This is a genomic window from Rhizobium terrae (assembly GCF_003425685.1).
Taxonomy (GTDB): Bacteria; Pseudomonadota; Alphaproteobacteria; order Rhizobiales; family Rhizobiaceae; genus Neorhizobium; species Neorhizobium terrae.
In genome coordinates this window covers 256,379-274,281 of the sequence record NZ_QJKM01000008.1, presented here as the reverse complement: position 1 = coordinate 274,281, position 17,903 = coordinate 256,379, and the positions used below count along the sequence as shown (strand labels likewise).

The following is a 17,903-nucleotide window of genomic DNA, read 5'->3' as shown; positions in this document are numbered from 1 at the left end:
TGGTCGGGGTTTCGGCCGTCTATTCAAGATGCCCCTCATCCGCCCTGCCGGGCACCTTCTCCCCGCACGCGGGGCGAAGGAGACGCGCGGCGCTCTTTTCGCCTCAACTTGGACGTTGAGCATGGCAGGTTCCCTCTCCCCGCATGCGGGGAGAGGGTTAGGGTGAGGGGCAGTCTCGCTCGGCAAAGCCGATGAAGGCAGTTTACATCCGCACCCGCTCGGCCTTCGGGTCGTACATGGGGGAAAGCGATGCCTCCGCCTTCACCCGTCGGCCGGCGATTTCAATCTCATAGGTCGATGCCAGCACATCCGCCGCGCTCTCGCCCTGGCACGGCACATAGCCCAGCCCGATCGCGCCGCCGAGGAAATGGCCGTAATTGCCGGACGTGATCGTTCCGACGATCTTTCCGTCGCGGACCACGGCCTCGTTGTGGAAGATGAGCGGTTCGGGATCAGTCAACCTGAACTGCACCAGCCGGCGGTCGAGGCCGGTCTCCTGTTTCCGCAGCACCGCATCGCGGCCGAGGAAATCACCCTTATCGATCTTGACGGCGAAACCGAGGCCGGCTTCGAGCACGTGGTCCTCATCGGTGATGTCGTGGCCGAAATGGCGAAAGGCTTTTTCGATGCGGCAAGAATCCAGCGTATGGATGCCGCAGAGTTTGATGCCAATATCCGCGCCCGCCTGTTCCAGCACCTCGAAGACATGCGCCGTCTGCTCGATCGACACATAAAGCTCCCAGCCGAGTTCGCCGACATAGGTGACGCGATGGGCGCGGGCCAGCCCCATGCCGATCTCGATCTCGCGGGCCGTGCCGAAGGGATGCGCCGTATTGGAAAAGTCGTTTGGGCTGATCTTCTGGAGCAATTCGCGCGATTTCGGACCCATCAGGCAGAGCACGCTTTCGGCGGCGGTGACATCGGTGATGACGACGAACTCGTCGCGGAGGTTCTTTCGCAGCCAGGCCAGGTCGCGTTGCAGCGTGGCGCCGGGCACGACGAGCAGGAAGGCGGTTTCGGAAAGCCGTGTGACCGTGAGGTCGCTTTCGATGCCGCCCTTTTGGTTCAGCATCTGGGTATAGACGATGCGGCCGGCCGGCACGTCGATCTGGTTGGCGCAGAGGCGGTTGAGGAAAGCCGCCGCATCGCGACCCTCGACGCGGATTTTCCCGAACGAGGTCATGTCGAACAGGCCGGCGCCGGTGCGCACCGCCATGTGTTCGTCGCGCTGGTTTTCGAACCAGTTCTGCCGCTGCCAGCTGTAGCGGTATTCGCGTTCCTGATCCGATCTCGCAAACCAGTTGGCGCGTTCCCAGCCGGCCACTTCGCCGAACACGGCGCCGCGTGCCTTCAGATGCTCGTGGATCGGCGAGCGGCGCACCCCGCGCGCCGTCGCCATCTGGCGATAGGGAAAATGGTCGGCGTAAAGCAGGCCGAGCGTCTCGGTGACGCGCTCCTTGAGATAAAGCCGGTTCTTCTGGAAGGGCTGGGCGCGGCGGATATCCACTTCCCAGAGGTCGAAGGGCGGCTCGCCGTCGTTCATCCACTGCGCCAGCGCCATGCCGGCGCCGCCGGAGGAGACGATGCCGATCGAATTGTAACCGGCCGCCACCCAGTAGCCCTTCAGCTCCGGCGCCTCGCCGAGATAATAGCGATCATCCGGAGTGAAGCTCTCCGGGCCGTTGAAGAACGTGTGGATGCCGGCGGTCTCCAGCATCGGCATGCGGTTGATCGCCATTTCCAGGATCGGCTGAAAGTGGTCGAAATCCTCCGGCAACTGGTCGAAGCAGAAATCCTCGCGGATTTTCTCACCGGCCGGCGGCCAGGGCTTTGCCACCGGCTCGAAGGCGCCGACCAGCATCTTGCCGGCATCCTCCTTGTAATAGGCGCATTCGTCCGGCACGCGCAGCACCGGGAGCTGGGTCAGGCCGGAGATCGGTTCGGTGACGATATAAAAGTGCTCGCAGGCATGCAGCGGCACGGTGACACCGGATTGGGCGGCGAGATCGCGCCCCCACATGCCGGCGCAGTTGACGACGTTTTCGGTCTCGATGACATATCGCTCGCCGTTCTGCTCACAGGCGACGCCCGTGACGCGGCCATCCTTGGTGACGACTTCAGTGACCTTGACGCCCTCGATGATCGTCGCGCCGTTCTGACGGGCGCCCTTGGCGAGCGCCATGGCGATATTGGCCGGGTCGCACTGGCCGTCGAGCGGCAGGTGGACGGCGGCCTTGATGTCGCCGATGTTGAGATGCGGGTAGAGCGCCTTCGCCTCCTCCGGCGAAATCTCCCGCACGTCGATGTTGAAGGCACGGGCGAGCGAGGCCTGGCGGTAGATTTCCTCTTTCCGCTCTTCCGTCAGCGCCACGGTCATCGAGCCGTTCTGCTTCATGCCGGTGGCGATGCCGGTCTCGGTTTCGAGCTGCACGTAGAGATCGCGGGAATATTTGGCGAGCCGGGTCATGTTCTGGCTGCCGCGCAACTGGCCGATCAGGCCGGCCGCATGCCAGGTCGTGCCGGAGGTGAGCTGCTTGCGTTCCAGCAGCACCACGTCCGTCCAGCCGAGCTTGGCGAGGTGGTAGGCGACGGAACAGCCGGAAACGCCGCCGCCGATGATGACCGCGCTTGCTTTAGCGGGAATGGCTTTCAAAAGGACCGCCTTCATGCGCGGATCCTCTCGTTCGCCGGGTCCCAGAGGGCCTGTTCGGCCTGTACGACCGCCTTGAAACGGTCGCCGAAAATCTCGATCTCGAGTTCGGTGCCGGGCTCGGCGAGATCGGCGCGCAGCATGCCGAGCGCCAGCGATTTGCCCACGCGATAACCCCAGTTGCCGGACGTCGTCTCGCCGACCACTTGGCCGCCATGCCATAGGGTGGACATGTAGGGCGCATCGCAGTCGGCGGCCTCCACGGTCAGCGTGACGAAGCGCTTTTTGACGCCCTGCTGTTTTTCCGCCGCGAGCGCCGCCTTGCCCTTGAAGTCCGGCTTCGACCAGTCGACGAAACGTTCGAGCCCGCCCTGCAATACGGTGTAGTCGGTCGAAAGGTCACCCTTCCAGGCACGGTAACCTTTTTCGATCCTGAGGCAGTCGAGAGCCTCCATGCCGAAAGGCTTCAAGCCGTGTTTCTGCCCCGCCGCCCAGACGGCGTCGAAAACCGGCGCGGTATTCTCCACCTTCGTGTGGATTTCCCAGCCGAGTTCGCCCGCGAAGGAAACGCGCAGCAGGTGGCAGGAGTGGCCGGCGATCCTGGTCGGCTGGTGGGTGAGCCAGCCCGCCGAAAGGTCGGCGTCGCAGAGTTCGGCAAGAATATCGCGGCTCTTCGGGCCGGAGAGGATCTGGCAGGAAAACTGCTCCGTGACGTCCTCGATGGCGAAGCCCGCATCGGCCGGCAGGTGCTTTTTCAGCCAGTCGAGATCGTGCCATTGGGCGGCAGCGGCGGTGATGAGGAAGAAGGAATCCGCCTCGATTGCCACGACCGACATTTCCGTGACGATACGGCCCATGTCGTCGGCGAAATAGGCAAGCCCGATTCGGCCAGGTTTCGGCACCTTGCCGGTGATCAGTGAGCAGAGCCATTCCGAGGCGCCCGGTCCCTTGACCCGATAACGGGAAAACCCCGGCAGGTCGAGAATGCCGGCGGCATCGCGGACGGCGAGACACTCTTCCTCGATGCGCGGGCTCCAAGGTCCCTTGCGGTTCCAGGTCTGGGTCGCTTCCTCGGACGTGTCGTCGCCGGGTTTCGCGTACCACATGGCACGTTCCCAGCCGTTATACGGCTTGAACTGGGCGCCGAGTGCGGCGATCCGGTCATGGATCGGCGAGAGCTTCTTCCCACGTCCGGCCGGCCAGTAATGCTTGGGGAAGTGCATCGCATATTCATGGCCATAGATTTCCATGCCCTTGGCGACGCAGTAATCCGGATCGGAGGCGAAGGCCGTATAGCGGCGCGGGTCGCAGCTCCACATGTCCCATTCCGTCTCGCCTTCCGTCACCCATTCGGCCAGGACCTTGCCGGCGCCGCCGGCCTGGCAGATGCCGAAGGTGAAGACGCAGGCCTCGAAGGCGTTCGGCACGCCGGGCATCGGACCGATCAGCGGATTGCCGTCCGGCGCATAGGGGATCGGCCCGTTGATGATGCGCGACAGACCGGCTGTGCCGAGGATCGGCACGCGGGAAACGGCGTCGTTCAGATACCATTCCAGCCGGTCGAGATCGTCGGGGAAAAGCTGGAAGGAAAAATCTTCCGGCATCGGATCGTCCGCCGACGTCCAGTGGGCGCGGCAGTTGCGCTCATAGGGACCAAGATTCATGCCGTATTTCTCCTGCCGGAGATAATAGGACGAGTCGACGTCGCGCAGCAGCGGCAGCTTGTGACCGGCCTCCTTCGACCAGGCGGCAAGCTCCGGGATTTCGTCGAACAGGATATATTGGTGGCTCATCACCATCATCGGCACGTCGCGGCCGAAGAGTTTTCCCACTTCGCGCGCATAATAACCGGCGGCGTTGACCACGTATTCGCAAGCGATCTCGCCCTTCGGCGTGGTCAATATCCACTCGCCCTTCTCCCGGCGCGCAGCCGTGACGGGACAGAAGCGCATGACCTTGGCGCCCATGTCGCGGGCGCCTTTCGCCAGCGCCTGGGTCAGCTGCGCCGGGTCGATGTCGCCGTCATAGGGGTCGTAGAGCGCCCCGGTCAGTTCATGGGTTTCGAGAAAGGGATATTTTGCCCGTATCTCGCTGGGGGAAAGGATGTCGAGATCCATGCCCTGGTAACGGCCCATGCCGACGACGCGCTTAAATTCCCTCAGCCGCTCGTTGCTGTGTCCAAGCCGGATCGAGCCGGTGACGTGGTAGTTCATCGGGTAGTCGACGCGCCGCCCGAGCTCGCGATAGAGCGAGGCGGAATACCGCTGCATGTTCATGATCGACCAGGAAGAGGAAAAGGTCGGCACATTGCCCGCGGCATGCCAGGTGGAACCGGCGGTCAGCTCGTTCTTCTCCAAGAGAACACAGTCCGTCCAACCGGCCCTGGCGAGATGGTAGAGCGACGATGCGCCTACCGCTCCCCCGCCGATGATCACCACGCGCGCCCGTTCCGGCAATTCCGACATCGTCTCTCCCCTGATTTTGAAGAGAGTTTTCCAGCGGAATTGATCGGCATCAAGCGGATGGAAAGGGGTTTATTGATCGAAGATTTCGATTAGATTGGAGAGGACTTGTCCCTCGCCCCAACCCTCTCCGTGCTTGCGGGTGCCCCGCGCGGCGTCGCTCGGAGGATGGACGGCGCGGCATATGCCTTTCTCCCCGTCCGGGCGGGAAGCTGCCGGCGGGCGGATGAGGGCATGCACTAAGGAGCCTAATGCAGATCGACCTCATCGAAACATTCCTCGACTTGATGGAGACGCGCAGTTTCAACCGCACCGCCGAACGGCTGAACGTCACGCAGTCGACCGTGTCGCACCGGGTGAAGGCGCTGGAGACGGAATTCAACCGCAAGCTTTTCGTACGCGGCAAGGGCGGCACCGTGCCGACTGCGGCCGGGCTTCGCCTGCTCGACCATGCCAAGGCGCTGCAGAGCCAGTGGCACGAGGCGGCAAGGGCGGTGGAAGCGGCTGGCGCCTATGAGCGGGCGATGCGGATCGGCATGCAGCACGATGTCGCCGAAATGATCGCCGGGCGTTTCCTGAAAGCCGTACGAACCGAACTGCCCGCCACCTCGATCTACCTCGAGGCCGATTACTCGGCACAGATGAACCGCGATCTCGGCGCGGGCGATCTGGACCTTGCGGTCCTCTATACGCCCCACCACCTGGCCGACCTGTATTACGAGCGCGTGGGAGAGGTTTCCTACGTGCTGGTCACCACCAATGCTACGTCCGTCTCAGAGGTCCGGCCGGAAAACTACATCCATGCCAATTATTCGCCGGCCTTCGACAGGGCCCACCGGCTGGCGCTGCCGCAATTTTCGTCCGCGCCGGTGGCGACCGGCCGCAACCTGATCCTGGCCGACCTGTTGAAGATGCTTGGCGGGGCCGCCTATGTCACCCGCGCGACGGCCGCCGAGCTCGCCGTCAGCGGCATCGCGAAACCCGTGCACGACGCGCCGGACATCGCCCAGTCGGTCTATGCGGCGACCAACGTCCGTTCCCGCCACGCCCACCAGCACCGGCGGCTGATCGCCATCCTCTCCCAGCTGGTTTCGGAGGCCGGAGAAAGCTGACATCTATTCGGCTTGGCTCCAGTAATAATCACCCGCGAGAATTGATAGGACTTGAATTTACAGCGAAATTCGCACTTTCTACTTCAGAAATACAGAAGAAAAGGATTCACGAAATTCTGATGCCGGGTTAATTTCTGAGATGCGAGATGATTCGCATCCAACTCAAGCTAATGACTAGCGAGGCTGCTTTGAGCGAACAAAGTTACGCCGGTGAAGACCATTATTCGGTCGAGCACTGGGCCATGAACCGCGCCCACCAGATCGTCGTCCATCAGGGCATGAGCCTGGTGGAAGCGGCTCAGTGCCTCGATCACAAGCGCACCAACGCCAATACCTATGCGCTGCGCAAGGCAATCGTGGATTGCCTCGTGGAGGCGTTCAGCCATGGGTCGAAGGTGCCGATGGTGGCTGCGGAATAAAATCCCATCACCGAAAGTTGAAAGCAGGAGCACCGAGGAGAGTCGCCCTCCATCCAAGCTGTGTTACAGTTTTATTACTTCGATAACGCAGTGATTGGATTGCCGATGCTTGCAACACTCGCGATGCTCATGAGCCTCTCCGCCGCCCCCATGCCCATGGTGGCGCAGAAAGGGGGAGGCGAGGTCGATGTGGAGCTTGTTCTTGCCGTCGATACGTCCCGCTCCATGGATTACGAAGAGGTCCGCATCCAGCGCGAGGGTTATGTCGAGGCGCTGAAGCACAGGGAATTCATCGATGCGGTGAAGTCTGGGCTGACGGGCAGGATCGCCATCAGCTATTTCGAATGGGCGGGCGACGTGGTGCCGGATTCGATCATCGACTGGACGGTGGTCGAAACGGAACAGGATGCGCGGGCCTTCGCGGCCAAGCTGGAGGCGCGGCCGGTCAATACCCAGCGCCGCACCTCGATTTCGGCGGCGATCACCCAGGGTGCGACAATGATCGTCGCCAATTCCTTTCACGGTACGCGGCAGGTGATCGACGTTTCCGGCGACGGGCCGAACAATTCCGGCAATCCGGTGGCGCCGGCCCGTGACAAGGCGGTGGAGGCGGGCATCATCATCAATGGCCTGGCGATCATGCTGCGCCCTTCCGGCGCGCCGGGCGGGCTCGACAAATATTATGCCGACTGCGTAACCGGCGGTCCCGGCTCGTTCGTGCTTCCGGTCCACAAGATCGAGGACTTCTCCGTTGCCGTGCGGCGCAAGCTGGTCATGGAGATCAGCGGCCTCATGCCGCCGCCCACGGTACGGAGGATCGCCGCCAATCATCCGTCCAGCGACTGCCTCGTCGGCGAGAAGCAGTGGCAGGATCTTTTCGATCGCTGATCCTTCCCATCCCCTCGTCCGCATGCCTGCGAAGTCGTGGCGGTTTGCCGGCAACCTTCTGCCCATCGCGATCCGGCGGCCCGGGCCTACCGCTTTCGTCGAACGCGAGGCCAGCGGCAGTGGCGTCCATCTTGACCGTTTCCGGGTGAAGTCTACATAGTCCTCAAAAGGGAACGAACCTTGCCGAAGGATCTTTTCGAGGAGCTCGCGGACAATGCCCCGGTGATGATCTGGCGCGCCGGCCTCGACAAGGCGTGCGATTTTTTCAACAGGCCATGGCTCGAATTCACCGGCCGCACCGAGGAGGAGGAATTGGGCAGCGGCTGGGCCGAAGGCGTGCATCCGGACGACTACGACCGCTGTCTGCAGATCTACATATCATCGTTCGACGCCCGCTTGGAATTCTCCATGGAATATCGCCTGCGCCGGCATGACGGCGTCTATCGATGGATCCTCGACAACGGCAAGCCCTTTTATCGAAACGGCGCATTCGCAGGCTATTTCGGATCCTGCATCGATATCCACGACCGCAAGACGCTGGAGGAAACCCAGACGCTGCTGGTGGCCGAACTCAATCACCGCGTGAAGAACATGCTTGCGACGATCCAGGCGCTGGCACGGCAGAGCCTTTCCGGCGGCGGATCGGCAAAGGAGGCGGAACGTCGGCTTTCAGCCCGGCTGATGGCGCTTTCGAAAGTTCATGAATTGCTGGCAGGCGAAGGCTGGCAGGGCGCCGGATTTTCCGAACTCGTGCGGGAAGTCACCAGCTTTTCGGTGCCTCGCTCCGAGCGCATCGAGATCGGCGGACCGGACATAAGGTTGAAGCCGGCCCGCGCCCAGACGCTGGCGCTGGTGCTCAAGGAACTTTCCTTGAATGCGCTCGAATTCGGCGCCTGGTCGAATGCGGCCGGCAAAGTCTCGATCCATTGGCAGATCGCCGAGAAGGAGGGCCAGCGGTTTCTCGATCTGGAATGGCGCGAGAGCGGCGGCCCGCCGGTGGAGGAGCCGGCACGGCGCGGCTTCGGCAGCCGCCTCATCTTGAACCTGCTGCCGCACGAGGCGGCAGGCAGTTCGGAACTTCGCTTCGCCCCCGGAGGCGTAACGGCATGGATATCCTTGCCGGTTTGAACAGGGACCGGTTGGGCATGGATTACATTGGGAGGTTCGATCATGGGTCTTAACGTTCTTGTCGTCGAGGACGAAATGCTGGTGGCCCTGCTGACAGAGGATATCCTCCGCGAACTCGGCCACGGCGTGGCGGGAATTGCGCCACGCGTATCCTCCGCCATGTCGATCATCGACACGGGCGGCATCGACATCGCCCTGCTCGATATCAATCTCGGCGCGGAGAAGTCGTTTCCGGTGGCCGACACGCTGGAGGAGAAGGGTATCCCCTTCATCTTCATCACCGGATACGGGCCGGCGGGGCTTGAAGGGCGTTATCCCGGCCGCACGGTGCTCAACAAACCTTTCACGCCCGACGAACTGCATGCGGCGCTTCAGGGAAACTGCTTTCCGAGCGGCTGCGACGCGCCTGTCCTACACATGTGAGCCGGCACATGTGAGCCGGGGCGGGAACATTTCCGGGACTTCCGAGTTTCTGTCCGCTTCGTCGCAAAATTTGTGCAAGGGAGGGCGGTATTGAAGGGCGTGACGGCGGCACAACCGGACAGGAACATCCGCGACCCCCGTCCCTTTCTCATCGGCCTCGGCCGCGGCGCTGCGGGCGCGATGCTTTTCGGCATTCCGATGTTGATGACCATGGAGCTCTGGCAACTCGGCTTCTATGTCGATCGCGGCCGCCTTTTCCTGCTTCTCGTGGTCAATATTCCGCTTCTCGTCGTGCTCGCCCACCGCATCGGTTTCGAGCACACCTCGACCTGGGCCGAGGCCTGCCGGGATGCCGTAATCGCCTATGGCCTCGGTATCCTGATGAGCGCAGCGGTCCTCCTCATGCTGGGGGATCTCAAGACGCATATGCCGCTCTCGGAAATTCTCGGCAAGATCGCCATGCAGGCGGTGCCGGCGAGCATAGGTGCATTGCTCGGCCGCTCCCAGCTCACCGGCCAGGCGGACGGCGGGAAGGACGACGACCTTGGCGGGAGCCTGCACGGCGGGGATAGCGGCGGCAAAGAAGGCGACGCCGTGCCGAACACGCTTTCCACCAGCTACAGCCGCGAACTCTTCCTGATGGGGGTCGGCGCGCTCTTCCTCAGTCTCAACGTCGCGCCCACCGAGGAGATCATCCTCATCTCCTTCAAGATGACGCCATGGCATGCGCTGGCCTGCATCGCGATGTCGATCGCCATCATGCACGGCTTCGTTTATGCGGTCGCCTTCAAGGGCACCCATGAGATACCGGAGGGTACGCCGTGGTGGCACGCCTTCTTCCGCTTTACGCTGCCGGGCTACATGGTGGCTATGGCGATCAGCCTCTATGTATTGTGGACCTTCGGGCGGCTCGACGACATCGCGCCGACGCAGGTGATCATGTCGGCCATCGTGCTTTCCTTCCCGGGCGCAATCGGCGCCGCCGCCGCCCGCCTTATCCTGTAGTGAGCAAGCCATGACCAACATCATCAGCCGGCCGCATACCGAGACGGAGGAACCCCACTGGATCGAATGGGTGACGGGCGTCGTGTCGTCCGTCCTCGTCATCGCTATCGTTGCCTGGGTCGCCTACGAGGCGATAACGGAGGAGAAGACGCCGCCGGATCTCGGCATCTCCATGACGAAACGCAGCCCGGTGGAGGGCGGCTACCGCATCGAGTTCGATATCGCCAACAAGGCGACGACGACCGCCGCCGCGGTGACCGTGCGCGGCGAGATCCTCGAAGGCGGCGCCGTGGTGGAAGACGCCGACGTGACCTTCGACTATGTGCCGGCGCAATCGAAATCCTCCGGAGCGATCCTCTTTTCGCAGGATCCCGGCAATCGGCAGGTGAGGATCCGCGCAGTGGGCTACACGGACCCGTAAGGGAAAAGTTCACGCCGGCGGCGAGACCCGTTCGAACAGGTGCTCATAGGAGAGCACCAATCCCTCCTCATCGACCGCCAGGTCGGCTTCGAAACCGGCCGAAAGGCCGAGATCGACATACCGCACCCTGCCGGGTCCCTGCCGGTCGTAACGCTGGCTCGACCGCGCCACGGTGAGCGCCGGGCCGTCGATGAATGCGGTCGTGAGAGCGAGGCTTTCGCCCGGATTTTCCGGTGTCCTGCGGATCGGGAAGGTGTTGCAGAAGGGCGTGACCGAGAGGTCCGGCTCCTCGGCGCCGTCGAGATCCGGGCGGGGCAGGTCGTTGACCCGCCAGCCGCTGCCGACGCGCTCCAGATGCAGCATGCCGTGCCCTCCGGCATTCCAGCGCTCGACGGTGACCGACTGGGCCCGCCAGTCGGGCGTGAGCCGCCAGCGATGATCCAGCCGGAAGCCGCCTTCCTCTAAGCAGAGCACGGTCGAGTTCGCCTTGACGCCATCCGGTTCGACCGACAGTTCCAGCCGTTCGAAACCTTCGACATCGGTACGGCGCCAGAAAAGGATGGATGATGCGGTCATGGTCAGTCCTCCTCCCGAAACCCGGATCGGACCGGCGGGCTATCCGGAATGACCGGGATGTAGCGCCGCGCGATCATCCAGCAAGCCAGCGCCCAGGTGGCGCCGGCACACCAGCCGCCCAGCACGTCGGTCGGGTAGTGGACGCCCAGATAGATCCGGCTGAGACCGACGATGAAGGTCAGGAAGATCGCCGCGCCGATCAGGAATATCCGCGTCGACCGGTAGGGCTGGGCACCCGACAGGAGCGCGCCGAGGGTCAGGTAGGTCACCGCCGAGAGCATCGCGTGGCCACTCGGAAAGCTCAGGTCATGCACCTCCACGAGATGCGGCACGATATCCGGCCGTGGCCGTGCCACGCCGAGCTTCAGCAGCGAACTCACGAGCCAGCCGCCGGCGATCGACAGGAACATGAAGGCGGCAATCGCGCGCTGGCGCGACAGGAGCAGAAAGGTCGTCCCCATCACCGTCATCAGCCCGAGCACCGTAATGCCGCCGAGCGCAGTGATATCTCCGACCGCATGCTCCAGCCAGTAGGGGCCGAGCGGCGTCTTGAGGTCCGCCGTATCGCGCAGCGCCAAGAGAATCCTCTCGTCGAAGGCATGCGTATCGCCTTCGATCACCTCGCCGGTCAGCTGGAAGAAAAGGAAAAGCCCGCCTGCAAGCGCGGCGAACATCATCAAGCCGATCGGCTCGAACGTCATGACCCTCTGGACGACACGTTGCGCGACGCGGATATGGAAAGCCATCCGGGCTCCTGGCTCCTGGCAAACTTCTGCTGGAGGCTAATTTAAGACCGATCCGACGGTGCTCAAGGGGCGGTCGATGGAAGGCGGCCGGAGGATTCTGCCCCGATCGCCCACAAAGACCGTCCGACTGCGACCACGGCATGAAGGATCGCCCCGAACGGCAGCCCGCCCATCCGGGCGAAACCCTGCCTCAATAAGGCAGCCCCACATAATTTTCGGCAAGCGCGGTCGACGCGGCCTTCGAACCGACCAGATAGTCGAGTTCGGCCTCCTGTATCTTCTGGCCGAATTCACCGGTATCGGGAAACCGGTGCATCATCGTCGTCATCGACCAGGAGAAGCGCACCGCACGCCAGACGCGTTTCAGTGCCCGCGCGGAATAGGCGTCCACGCCGGCGGCGGACCCTCCGCCGTAGAATTGCTGCAGGCCGTCGAAGAGGTAGTGCACGTCGCTCGCCGCGAGATTGAGGCCCTTGGCGCCGGTCGGCGGCACGATATGCGCCGCATCGCCGACAAGGAACAGCTTGCCGAAACGCATCGGTTCGGCGACGAAGGAGCGGAGTGGCGCGATCGACTTTTCGAAAGACGGACCGGTGACCATGCGTTCGGCATGTTCGGCCGGCAGGCGACGGCGCAGCTCGTCGTAGAAACGGTCGTCCGACCAGTCCTCTATCTTCTCATCAAGGGCGCATTGGATGTAATAGCGGCTGCGGGTTTGCGACCGCATGGAGCATAGCGCGAACCCCCGAGGGTGGTTGGCATAGATCAGTTCATGACTGACCGGCGGCACGTCGGCGAGGATACCGAGCCAGCCGAAGGGATAGACGCGTTCGAAAGTCTTCAGCGCGCGCTCCGGCGCCGATTTGCGGCTGACGCCGTGATAGCCGTCGCAACCGGCGATAAAATCACAGTCGATCCGATGGGTTATGCCATCCTTTTCATAGGTGACATAAGGGGAGGCGCCGTCGAAATCATGCGGGACGACATGGGCCGCCTCGTAGATCGTCAGGCCGCCGCTCGCCTCGCGCTTGTCCATCAGGTCGTGTGTCAGCTCCGTCTGGCCGTAGACGGTGACGCGCTTGCCCGTCAGTCCGAAGAGATCGATACGATGGTCGCGGCCGTCGAAAGCGAGCGAGAACCCGTCATGCGGAAGGCCTTCCCTGTGCATGCGCTCGCCCGCGCCGGCGCGGTCCAGCATGCCGACCATGCCCTCTTCCAGAACGCCGGCGCGCACGCGGGCCAAAATATAGTCTTTTCCGACGCGATCCAGGATGACGTTGTCGATGCCGGCATCGGTCAGAAGCTGGCCGAGCAGCAGGCCGGACGGGCCGGAGCCGATGATGGCGACCTTGGTACGCATGAAATCCTCCCGAATTCATCTCTCCCGATAAGCGCATAATCAGGCTGCCGGACAATGGACATTCCGCGCAATCTATAGGACAAAACGGACATTCGGCTACGGAGCTTCCTGGATGCGTTCACCAGTCCCGACTTACGATCTCTATGGAGAAATTCGCGCAAAACGCCCGGATTTCTGGCTTCATTGCGAAACGATCGCGTCACGCAGCAGCACGCACCAATGGGAGATCGGCGTGCATCGTCATGAGAGCTTCCAGCAGTTCCTGTACATTCGGACCGGCTCGGGCGATGCGATCCTCGGCCCTGCCACAATAGCGCTGACGCCGCCCTGCGTCGTCGCCATTCCGCCGGGCGTCAGCCACGGCTTTCGTTTTTCCCGCGATATCGACGGACTGGTCATCACGCTGGTGGCGGAACGGCTGCGGCTCACTGCGGGGCTTGCCAAACGGCCGGAGGACTGGCTCTCGAAGCCGCGGATGATCCCGCTTCCGGGTGGGGATGACGACGCGCAGTATCTCGACGAGACTTTTTCGCGCCTGTTCGATGAGTTCGAGGCGCAGCGCCCGGGACGCAACGATCTTATCGAGGCCTATCTCACGGCAGCGATCCTCATCCTCGGAAGAGTGGTCGGAGGCGGGCAGGAGGAGTTCGGTGACCTCAACCTCGCGCGCGTCGAAGCGCTGAAGGACCTGATCGGCCGGCACTTCCGTGATCAGCTTCCGGCCGAGGCCTATGCGAAGCAGCTCAACCTATCCCCCACTCATCTGAACCGCATCGTCCGCCAGGTGACCGGCATGAGCATCCACGACCTGATCATGGCGCGTGTGATCGACGAGGCACGGCGCGCGCTGGTCTTCACCACGCACAGCGTACAGTCGATCGCCGGTCACCTGGGATTTTCCGATGCCGCATATTTTTCACGCTGCTTCCTGCGCCGCACCGGCCAGACGCCACGGCAATATCGGACAGCCGAGCGGCAAAACCTCCGTCGGGGGACGGACGGCTGACGGCGGCTCACATTTGCAACACCCGGAGACAATTCGTGTGCGTGCGCTGCGGGATCATTCTTCCGCCACATGCGTTTCCCATCGCTGCTTGGCCGGCTCGGGTTGAGTCTCCACGAACGGGCGGCGGAAGAATAAGGAGTACAGGGATGAAGAAGATTGTTGCTGTGGCGCTTGCCGCCCTGCCGGTGGTGACGAGTGCCGGCGCGGCCTTTTCGGCCGACATGATTACCCGCCGCGATCGCGTGCCGGTCTATGAGGAGCCGGACCAGCGCGGCGGCGTGCGGATCGGTTATCTCGATTGCTCGATCGGCGGCGGCGTGGGCTATGTGCTCGGTTCCGCCAAGGAAGCCGATTGCGTCTTTACGACCGCGATCGGCAGCGAGCCGCTCGACCGCTATACCGGTGTCGTGCGCAAGATGGGCGTCGATCTCGGCTTTACCACACGCTCGCGGCTGATCTGGGCCGTCTTCGCACCGACGGCCGGTTACCACCACGGTTCGCTTGGTGGTCTTTATCAGGGCGCCACCGCGGAAGCCACGGTCGGTGCCGGCATCGGCGCCAACGTTCTCGTCGGCGGCACCGCGGGCTCGATCCACCTGCAGACGGTCAGCGTCACCGGCCAGCTCGGCCTCAACGTCGCTGCCACCGGCACGTCGGTCACCCTGACGCCGGCAAGCTGAGCCTTTAAGTTCGCGCCTCTTCCCGTCGAGACGGGGAGGGGCCGTACCTGAACCTGACATGAGTAGGTTTTTCGGGTTGTATTCAGGGGCCTGAATCTATTTTCCCGACGCGATGACCGATATGAACAGACCATCCCCTGCCGCGATTGCGATCGTCGACGTGGATTGGAGCTTGGCACCCGCAAATGCCCGGTGGTGGGCCGTCGACGAAGACGGCCGGGCGCACTGGTACTGCACGCCCGATATCGCACATATGAGTTCGTTCTGGTTTTCCGATCAAATCCCGGCGCCAACCTTCGGCTTTGCCGGCGATTGGCGCACCAGCCTCATCGAACGGCTGAAATAGAAGCGCCCCACCGGGAACCACGAGAGCCCTGGACCCCATGGCTGCTGCACCATCATTGCCGATAAGTCTACGCCATGACCAGCGGGCCGACCATGCATGCCAGCATGATCGCGGCGGGAGATAGGGGCCGGCGGAAACGACAGTCCGGGGTGCCGCGAAGCGACATATACAAGTTATCAAACCGGATGAACGGCTTGCAAGCGGCGACGAGCATTCGCGCCCTTGCGTCCGGCCTTTCACATTCATACCTTAAAAGGGCGGTATAGCTGTCTTTGCAGACCCTTCGGGACGTGGAGTCCATATCGCTTCATCAGGATTTGCATCATGGATATCGAGAAAATTTTGCGGTCGGTCGTCGGCCTGCGCGCTTCAATTCCGGACAACGCCTTCACCGCCAACACGCTCGGCACCCGGCGGGAGGGATCGGGGGTCGTGATCCGGGAAAACGGGCTGGTTCTGACGATCGGCTATCTCATCACCGAAGCGGATGAAGTGTGGCTCACCCGCCATGACGGGCGCGTCGTCCCGGCCCATCCGATGGCCTACGACCAGGAAAGCGGTTTCGGCCTCGTCCAGGCGCTGGCGCCGCTGGAACTGCCGGCGCTGGAAATCGGCGATTCCGACGGGGCCCATCTCGGCGAACCGATCGTCTTTGCCGATGGCGAGGGCGAGTATGTCCGCGGCAACATCGTCGCAAAGCAGGAATTCGCCGGTTACTGGGAATATCTGCTGGACGAAGCGCTGTTCATCGCGCCGGCCCATCCCTCCTGGGGTGGCGCCGCCCTGGTCGACGCCGAAGGCAAGCTGCTCGGCGTCGGATCGCTCCGGCTGCAGATGAGCAAGGGCGGCGAGATCGCCGACATCAACATGGTCGTGCCGGTCAATCTCCTGAAGCCGATCCTCGATGACCTGCTCAATCGCGGCGAATTCAACCGCCCGCCGCGCCCCTGGCTCGGCGCCATGTCGGCGGAAAGCAATGGCGAAGTCGTGGTCATGAGCGTCACCGAAAACGGTCCGGCGGCACGCGCCGGCCTGAAGCGCGGCGACGTCATCTCGGAAATCCGCGACGGCGAGGTGGACGGACTTGCGGACTTTTACCGCAAGATCTGGAAAAGCGGCCCGCCGGGTTCGGAAATCCCGATGCGCATCCTACGGGACGGACGCGAGGCCTGGCTGAGAGTAAAGTCTGCGGATCGGAATGATTTTCTGAGGAAGCCGCAGCTGCAGTAATTGCAAGCGGCATACTCGCTTTCTCCCTCGCAAGGGAGAGAAAGTGAGTATGCCGCGCTGCCTCACCTTATTATGATCGCACGGAAATCATTGACGTTCGTCCCCGTCGGACCGGTCTCGAAGATATCCCCGATCGCCGAGAACGCCGAAAAGCTGTCGTTCCCATCGAGCAGCTTGCGCCCATCCAATCCCGCCGCCCGCAGGCGTCGTGCCGTCGTGCCGTCGGCAAAGGCGCCGGCATTCGTCTCGGAACCGTCGATGCCGTCCGTATCGGCGGCAAGCGCGGTGATGCTGTGACCATCGATCGCCAGAGCAAGCGCCAGGGCGAACTCGCCGTTGCGCCCCCCCTTGCCGCCCTTGGCCCTTAGTGTCACCGTCGTTTCTCCGCCGGAGAGCAGCACGGCCGGTTTGGCGAAAGGCCGATCGCGCGACGCCACCTCCCGGGCAAGCGCCGCATGCACCAGCGCCACATCGCGGGCTTCTCCCTCAATCGAGTCCGACAGGATGTAAGGCGTCACGCCTTGGGCACGAGCGACCTCGGCCGCAGCCTCCAGCGATACGCCCGCCGACGCAATGACGAAATGCGCATGCCGGGCGAAGACCGGATCGTCCGGCTTCGGCGCATCGGCAGCCGTCGAATTGAGATGCGCGATCATCGTGGCAGGCAGCTGCAGCCTGTATTGCTCGACAATGGTGAGCGCATCCTGGCGCGTCGTCGCGTCCGGAATCGTCGGCCCCGAAGCGACGAAGGCGGGATTGTCGCCCGGAATATCGGAGACGATCAGGCTCACGACCCGAGCCCTGGTGGCTGCGGCAAGCCTTCCACCCTTGAGGGTCGACAGGTGCTTGCGGACGACGTTCATCGCAGAGATCGGCGCACCGGAGGCAAGCAGCATTTCGTTGAGCGCGATCTCGTCTTCCAGCGTCAAGCCTTCCGGTGGGGCCGGCAGCAGCGCGGAACCGCCGCCACAGACGAGCGCGACGACGAGATCGTCCTCGGAAAGATCGGATATCGCCTCGAACAGTCTCCCGGCGCCGGCGAGACCCGCCGCATCCGGCACGGGATGGGCGGCCTCCAGGATTTCGACCGATTTCGTCTCGCAGCCATAACCGTAACGGGTCACCACGACGCCGGTGAGCGGCCCCGGCCAGACGCTCTCAAGCGCCGCCGCCATCTGGGCGGCACCCTTGCCGGCGCCGATCACGACGGTTCGGCCATTCTTCGGAGGGGAGGGGAGGTGTTTCCGGATCCCGGTCAGCGGATCGGCGGCTCTCACGGCCGCGGCAAACAGCGCCTCCAGCAAGTCCCGATCCGTCATCGTCTTCCTCCTCTTCTTCCCGGTTGCGGACTTTCCATCACGCCAGTTGACAGCCGTCAACCCGCGTTGATCGGGCCGTGCCCGCAAGCCCGGAACAAAGCGAACGACTGTCGGTTGTCCCTGTCAGTTGCC

17 protein-coding genes are annotated in these 17,903 nt (G+C 63.2%); 11 read left to right on the top strand and 6 right to left on the bottom strand.

Features of this window, described 5'->3' with window-relative positions; all coding sequences use genetic code 11:
* Window positions 1-202 precede the first annotated feature (202 nt).
* On the bottom strand, window positions 203-2,668 hold the full coding sequence (locus tag DMO26_RS17130; RefSeq protein ID WP_117193354.1) for a GcvT family protein: 2,466 nt from the start codon (window positions 2,666-2,668) through the stop codon (window positions 203-205).
* Window positions 2,665-5,115 carry a GcvT family protein gene (locus tag DMO26_RS17125; protein ID WP_117193353.1) on the bottom strand — a complete coding sequence of 817 codons (2,451 nt, stop codon included), beginning with the start codon at window positions 5,113-5,115 and terminating at the stop codon, window positions 2,665-2,667. Before DMO26_RS17125 ends, DMO26_RS17130 begins: the two co-directional genes overlap by 4 nt.
* 248 nt (window positions 5,116-5,363) lie before the next feature.
* Between DMO26_RS17125 and DMO26_RS17120 the strand changes: the two genes are divergently transcribed.
* The 7 genes from DMO26_RS17120 to DMO26_RS17090 all read left to right on the top strand — a co-directional run bounded on the left by DMO26_RS17120 (window position 5,364) and on the right by DMO26_RS17090 (window position 10,508).
* On the top strand, window positions 5,364-6,224 hold the full coding sequence (locus DMO26_RS17120) for a LysR family transcriptional regulator (RefSeq protein ID WP_117193352.1): 861 nt from the start codon (window positions 5,364-5,366) through the stop codon (window positions 6,222-6,224).
* Window positions 6,225-6,412: 188 nt separating this feature from the next.
* A complete protein-coding gene (locus tag DMO26_RS17115) occupies window positions 6,413-6,643 on the top strand; it encodes a hypothetical protein (RefSeq protein ID WP_226951333.1) in 231 nt (76 codons plus the stop codon).
* 105 nt (window positions 6,644-6,748) lie between these two features.
* Complete coding sequence (locus DMO26_RS17110) at window positions 6,749-7,531, top strand: DUF1194 domain-containing protein (RefSeq protein WP_117193351.1); 783 nt, start codon at window positions 6,749-6,751, stop codon at window positions 7,529-7,531.
* Between the two features lie 180 nt (window positions 7,532-7,711).
* Window positions 7,712-8,659 carry a sensor histidine kinase gene (locus DMO26_RS17105; protein WP_117193350.1) on the top strand — a complete coding sequence of 316 codons (948 nt, stop codon included), beginning with the start codon at window positions 7,712-7,714 and terminating at the stop codon, window positions 8,657-8,659.
* Window positions 8,660-8,701: 42 nt separating this feature from the next.
* Window positions 8,702-9,082 (top strand): response regulator, encoded by a 381-nt coding sequence (locus DMO26_RS17100; protein WP_117193349.1) that lies wholly within the window; start codon window positions 8,702-8,704, stop codon window positions 9,080-9,082.
* Between the two features lie 90 nt (window positions 9,083-9,172).
* The gene (locus DMO26_RS17095; protein WP_404947059.1) at window positions 9,173-10,087 is read left to right on the top strand and encodes a TIGR02587 family membrane protein; all 915 of its coding nucleotides are present in this window, start codon (window positions 9,173-9,175) and stop codon (window positions 10,085-10,087) included.
* 10 nt (window positions 10,088-10,097) lie between these two features.
* Window positions 10,098-10,508, top strand: a complete 411-nt coding sequence (locus tag DMO26_RS17090; protein WP_117193348.1) for a TIGR02588 family protein — start codon at window positions 10,098-10,100, stop codon at window positions 10,506-10,508.
* Between the two features lie 9 nt (window positions 10,509-10,517).
* Here the strand turns inward: DMO26_RS17090 and DMO26_RS17085 are convergent, their stop codons facing one another.
* The 3 genes from DMO26_RS17085 to pobA form a co-directional block, all read right to left on the bottom strand.
* Window positions 10,518-11,084 carry a putative glycolipid-binding domain-containing protein gene (locus DMO26_RS17085; RefSeq protein ID WP_117193347.1) on the bottom strand — a complete coding sequence of 189 codons (567 nt, stop codon included), beginning with the start codon at window positions 11,082-11,084 and terminating at the stop codon, window positions 10,518-10,520.
* A gap of 2 nt (window positions 11,085-11,086) precedes the next feature.
* The gene (locus tag DMO26_RS17080) at window positions 11,087-11,830 is read right to left on the bottom strand and encodes a phosphatase PAP2 family protein (RefSeq protein WP_117193346.1); all 744 of its coding nucleotides are present in this window, start codon (window positions 11,828-11,830) and stop codon (window positions 11,087-11,089) included.
* A gap of 190 nt (window positions 11,831-12,020) precedes the next feature.
* Window positions 12,021-13,190 carry a 4-hydroxybenzoate 3-monooxygenase gene (pobA, locus tag DMO26_RS17075; protein WP_117193345.1) on the bottom strand — a complete coding sequence of 390 codons (1,170 nt, stop codon included), beginning with the start codon at window positions 13,188-13,190 and terminating at the stop codon, window positions 12,021-12,023.
* A gap of 112 nt (window positions 13,191-13,302) precedes the next feature.
* Here pobA and DMO26_RS17070 point away from each other — a divergent pair, with 112 nt between their 5' ends.
* The 4 genes from DMO26_RS17070 to DMO26_RS17055 all read left to right on the top strand — a co-directional run bounded on the left by DMO26_RS17070 (window position 13,303) and on the right by DMO26_RS17055 (window position 16,452).
* Window positions 13,303-14,196, top strand: coding sequence for a helix-turn-helix domain-containing protein (locus tag DMO26_RS17070; RefSeq protein WP_117193344.1), 894 nt, complete (start codon window positions 13,303-13,305; stop codon window positions 14,194-14,196).
* 146 nt (window positions 14,197-14,342) lie between these two features.
* Window positions 14,343-14,876 (top strand): DUF992 domain-containing protein, encoded by a 534-nt coding sequence (locus DMO26_RS17065; protein WP_117193343.1) that lies wholly within the window; start codon window positions 14,343-14,345, stop codon window positions 14,874-14,876.
* A gap of 121 nt (window positions 14,877-14,997) precedes the next feature.
* Window positions 14,998-15,222: a hypothetical protein gene (locus tag DMO26_RS17060; protein ID WP_117193342.1), complete on the top strand. Its 225-nt coding sequence runs from the start codon at window positions 14,998-15,000 to the stop codon at window positions 15,220-15,222.
* A 324-nt stretch (window positions 15,223-15,546) separates the two neighbouring features.
* Window positions 15,547-16,452, top strand: coding sequence for a S1C family serine protease (locus DMO26_RS17055; protein WP_117193341.1), 906 nt, complete (start codon window positions 15,547-15,549; stop codon window positions 16,450-16,452).
* Window positions 16,453-16,514: 62 nt separating this feature from the next.
* Here the strand turns inward: DMO26_RS17055 and DMO26_RS17050 are convergent, their stop codons facing one another.
* A complete protein-coding gene (locus DMO26_RS17050) occupies window positions 16,515-17,771 on the bottom strand; it encodes a glycerate kinase type-2 family protein (RefSeq protein WP_117193340.1) in 1,257 nt (418 codons plus the stop codon).
* Window positions 17,772-17,903 lie beyond the last annotated feature (132 nt).

Coding starts and splice junctions, on each gene's coding strand:
- DMO26_RS17070 (WP_117193344.1), top strand. CDS start 13,303: ATGCGTTCACCAGTCCCGACTTACGATCTCTATGGAGAAATTCGCGCA.
- DMO26_RS17090 (WP_117193348.1), top strand. CDS start 10,098: ATGACCAACATCATCAGCCGGCCGCATACCGAGACGGAGGAACCCCAC.
- DMO26_RS17100 (WP_117193349.1), top strand. CDS start 8,702: ATGGGTCTTAACGTTCTTGTCGTCGAGGACGAAATGCTGGTGGCCCTG.
- DMO26_RS17050 (WP_117193340.1), bottom strand. CDS start 17,771: ATGACGGATCGGGACTTGCTGGAGGCGCTGTTTGCCGCGGCCGTGAGA.
- DMO26_RS17110 (WP_117193351.1), top strand. CDS start 6,749: ATGCTTGCAACACTCGCGATGCTCATGAGCCTCTCCGCCGCCCCCATG.
- DMO26_RS17055 (WP_117193341.1), top strand. CDS start 15,547: ATGGATATCGAGAAAATTTTGCGGTCGGTCGTCGGCCTGCGCGCTTCA.
- DMO26_RS17065 (WP_117193343.1), top strand. CDS start 14,343: ATGAAGAAGATTGTTGCTGTGGCGCTTGCCGCCCTGCCGGTGGTGACG.
- DMO26_RS17120 (WP_117193352.1), top strand. CDS start 5,364: ATGCAGATCGACCTCATCGAAACATTCCTCGACTTGATGGAGACGCGC.
- DMO26_RS17060 (WP_117193342.1), top strand. CDS start 14,998: ATGAACAGACCATCCCCTGCCGCGATTGCGATCGTCGACGTGGATTGG.
- DMO26_RS17085 (WP_117193347.1), bottom strand. CDS start 11,084: ATGACCGCATCATCCATCCTTTTCTGGCGCCGTACCGATGTCGAAGGT.
- DMO26_RS17130 (WP_117193354.1), bottom strand. CDS start 2,668: ATGAAGGCGGTCCTTTTGAAAGCCATTCCCGCTAAAGCAAGCGCGGTC.
- DMO26_RS17080 (WP_117193346.1), bottom strand. CDS start 11,830: ATGGCTTTCCATATCCGCGTCGCGCAACGTGTCGTCCAGAGGGTCATG.
- DMO26_RS17125 (WP_117193353.1), bottom strand. CDS start 5,115: ATGTCGGAATTGCCGGAACGGGCGCGCGTGGTGATCATCGGCGGGGGA.
- pobA (WP_117193345.1), bottom strand. CDS start 13,190: ATGCGTACCAAGGTCGCCATCATCGGCTCCGGCCCGTCCGGCCTGCTG.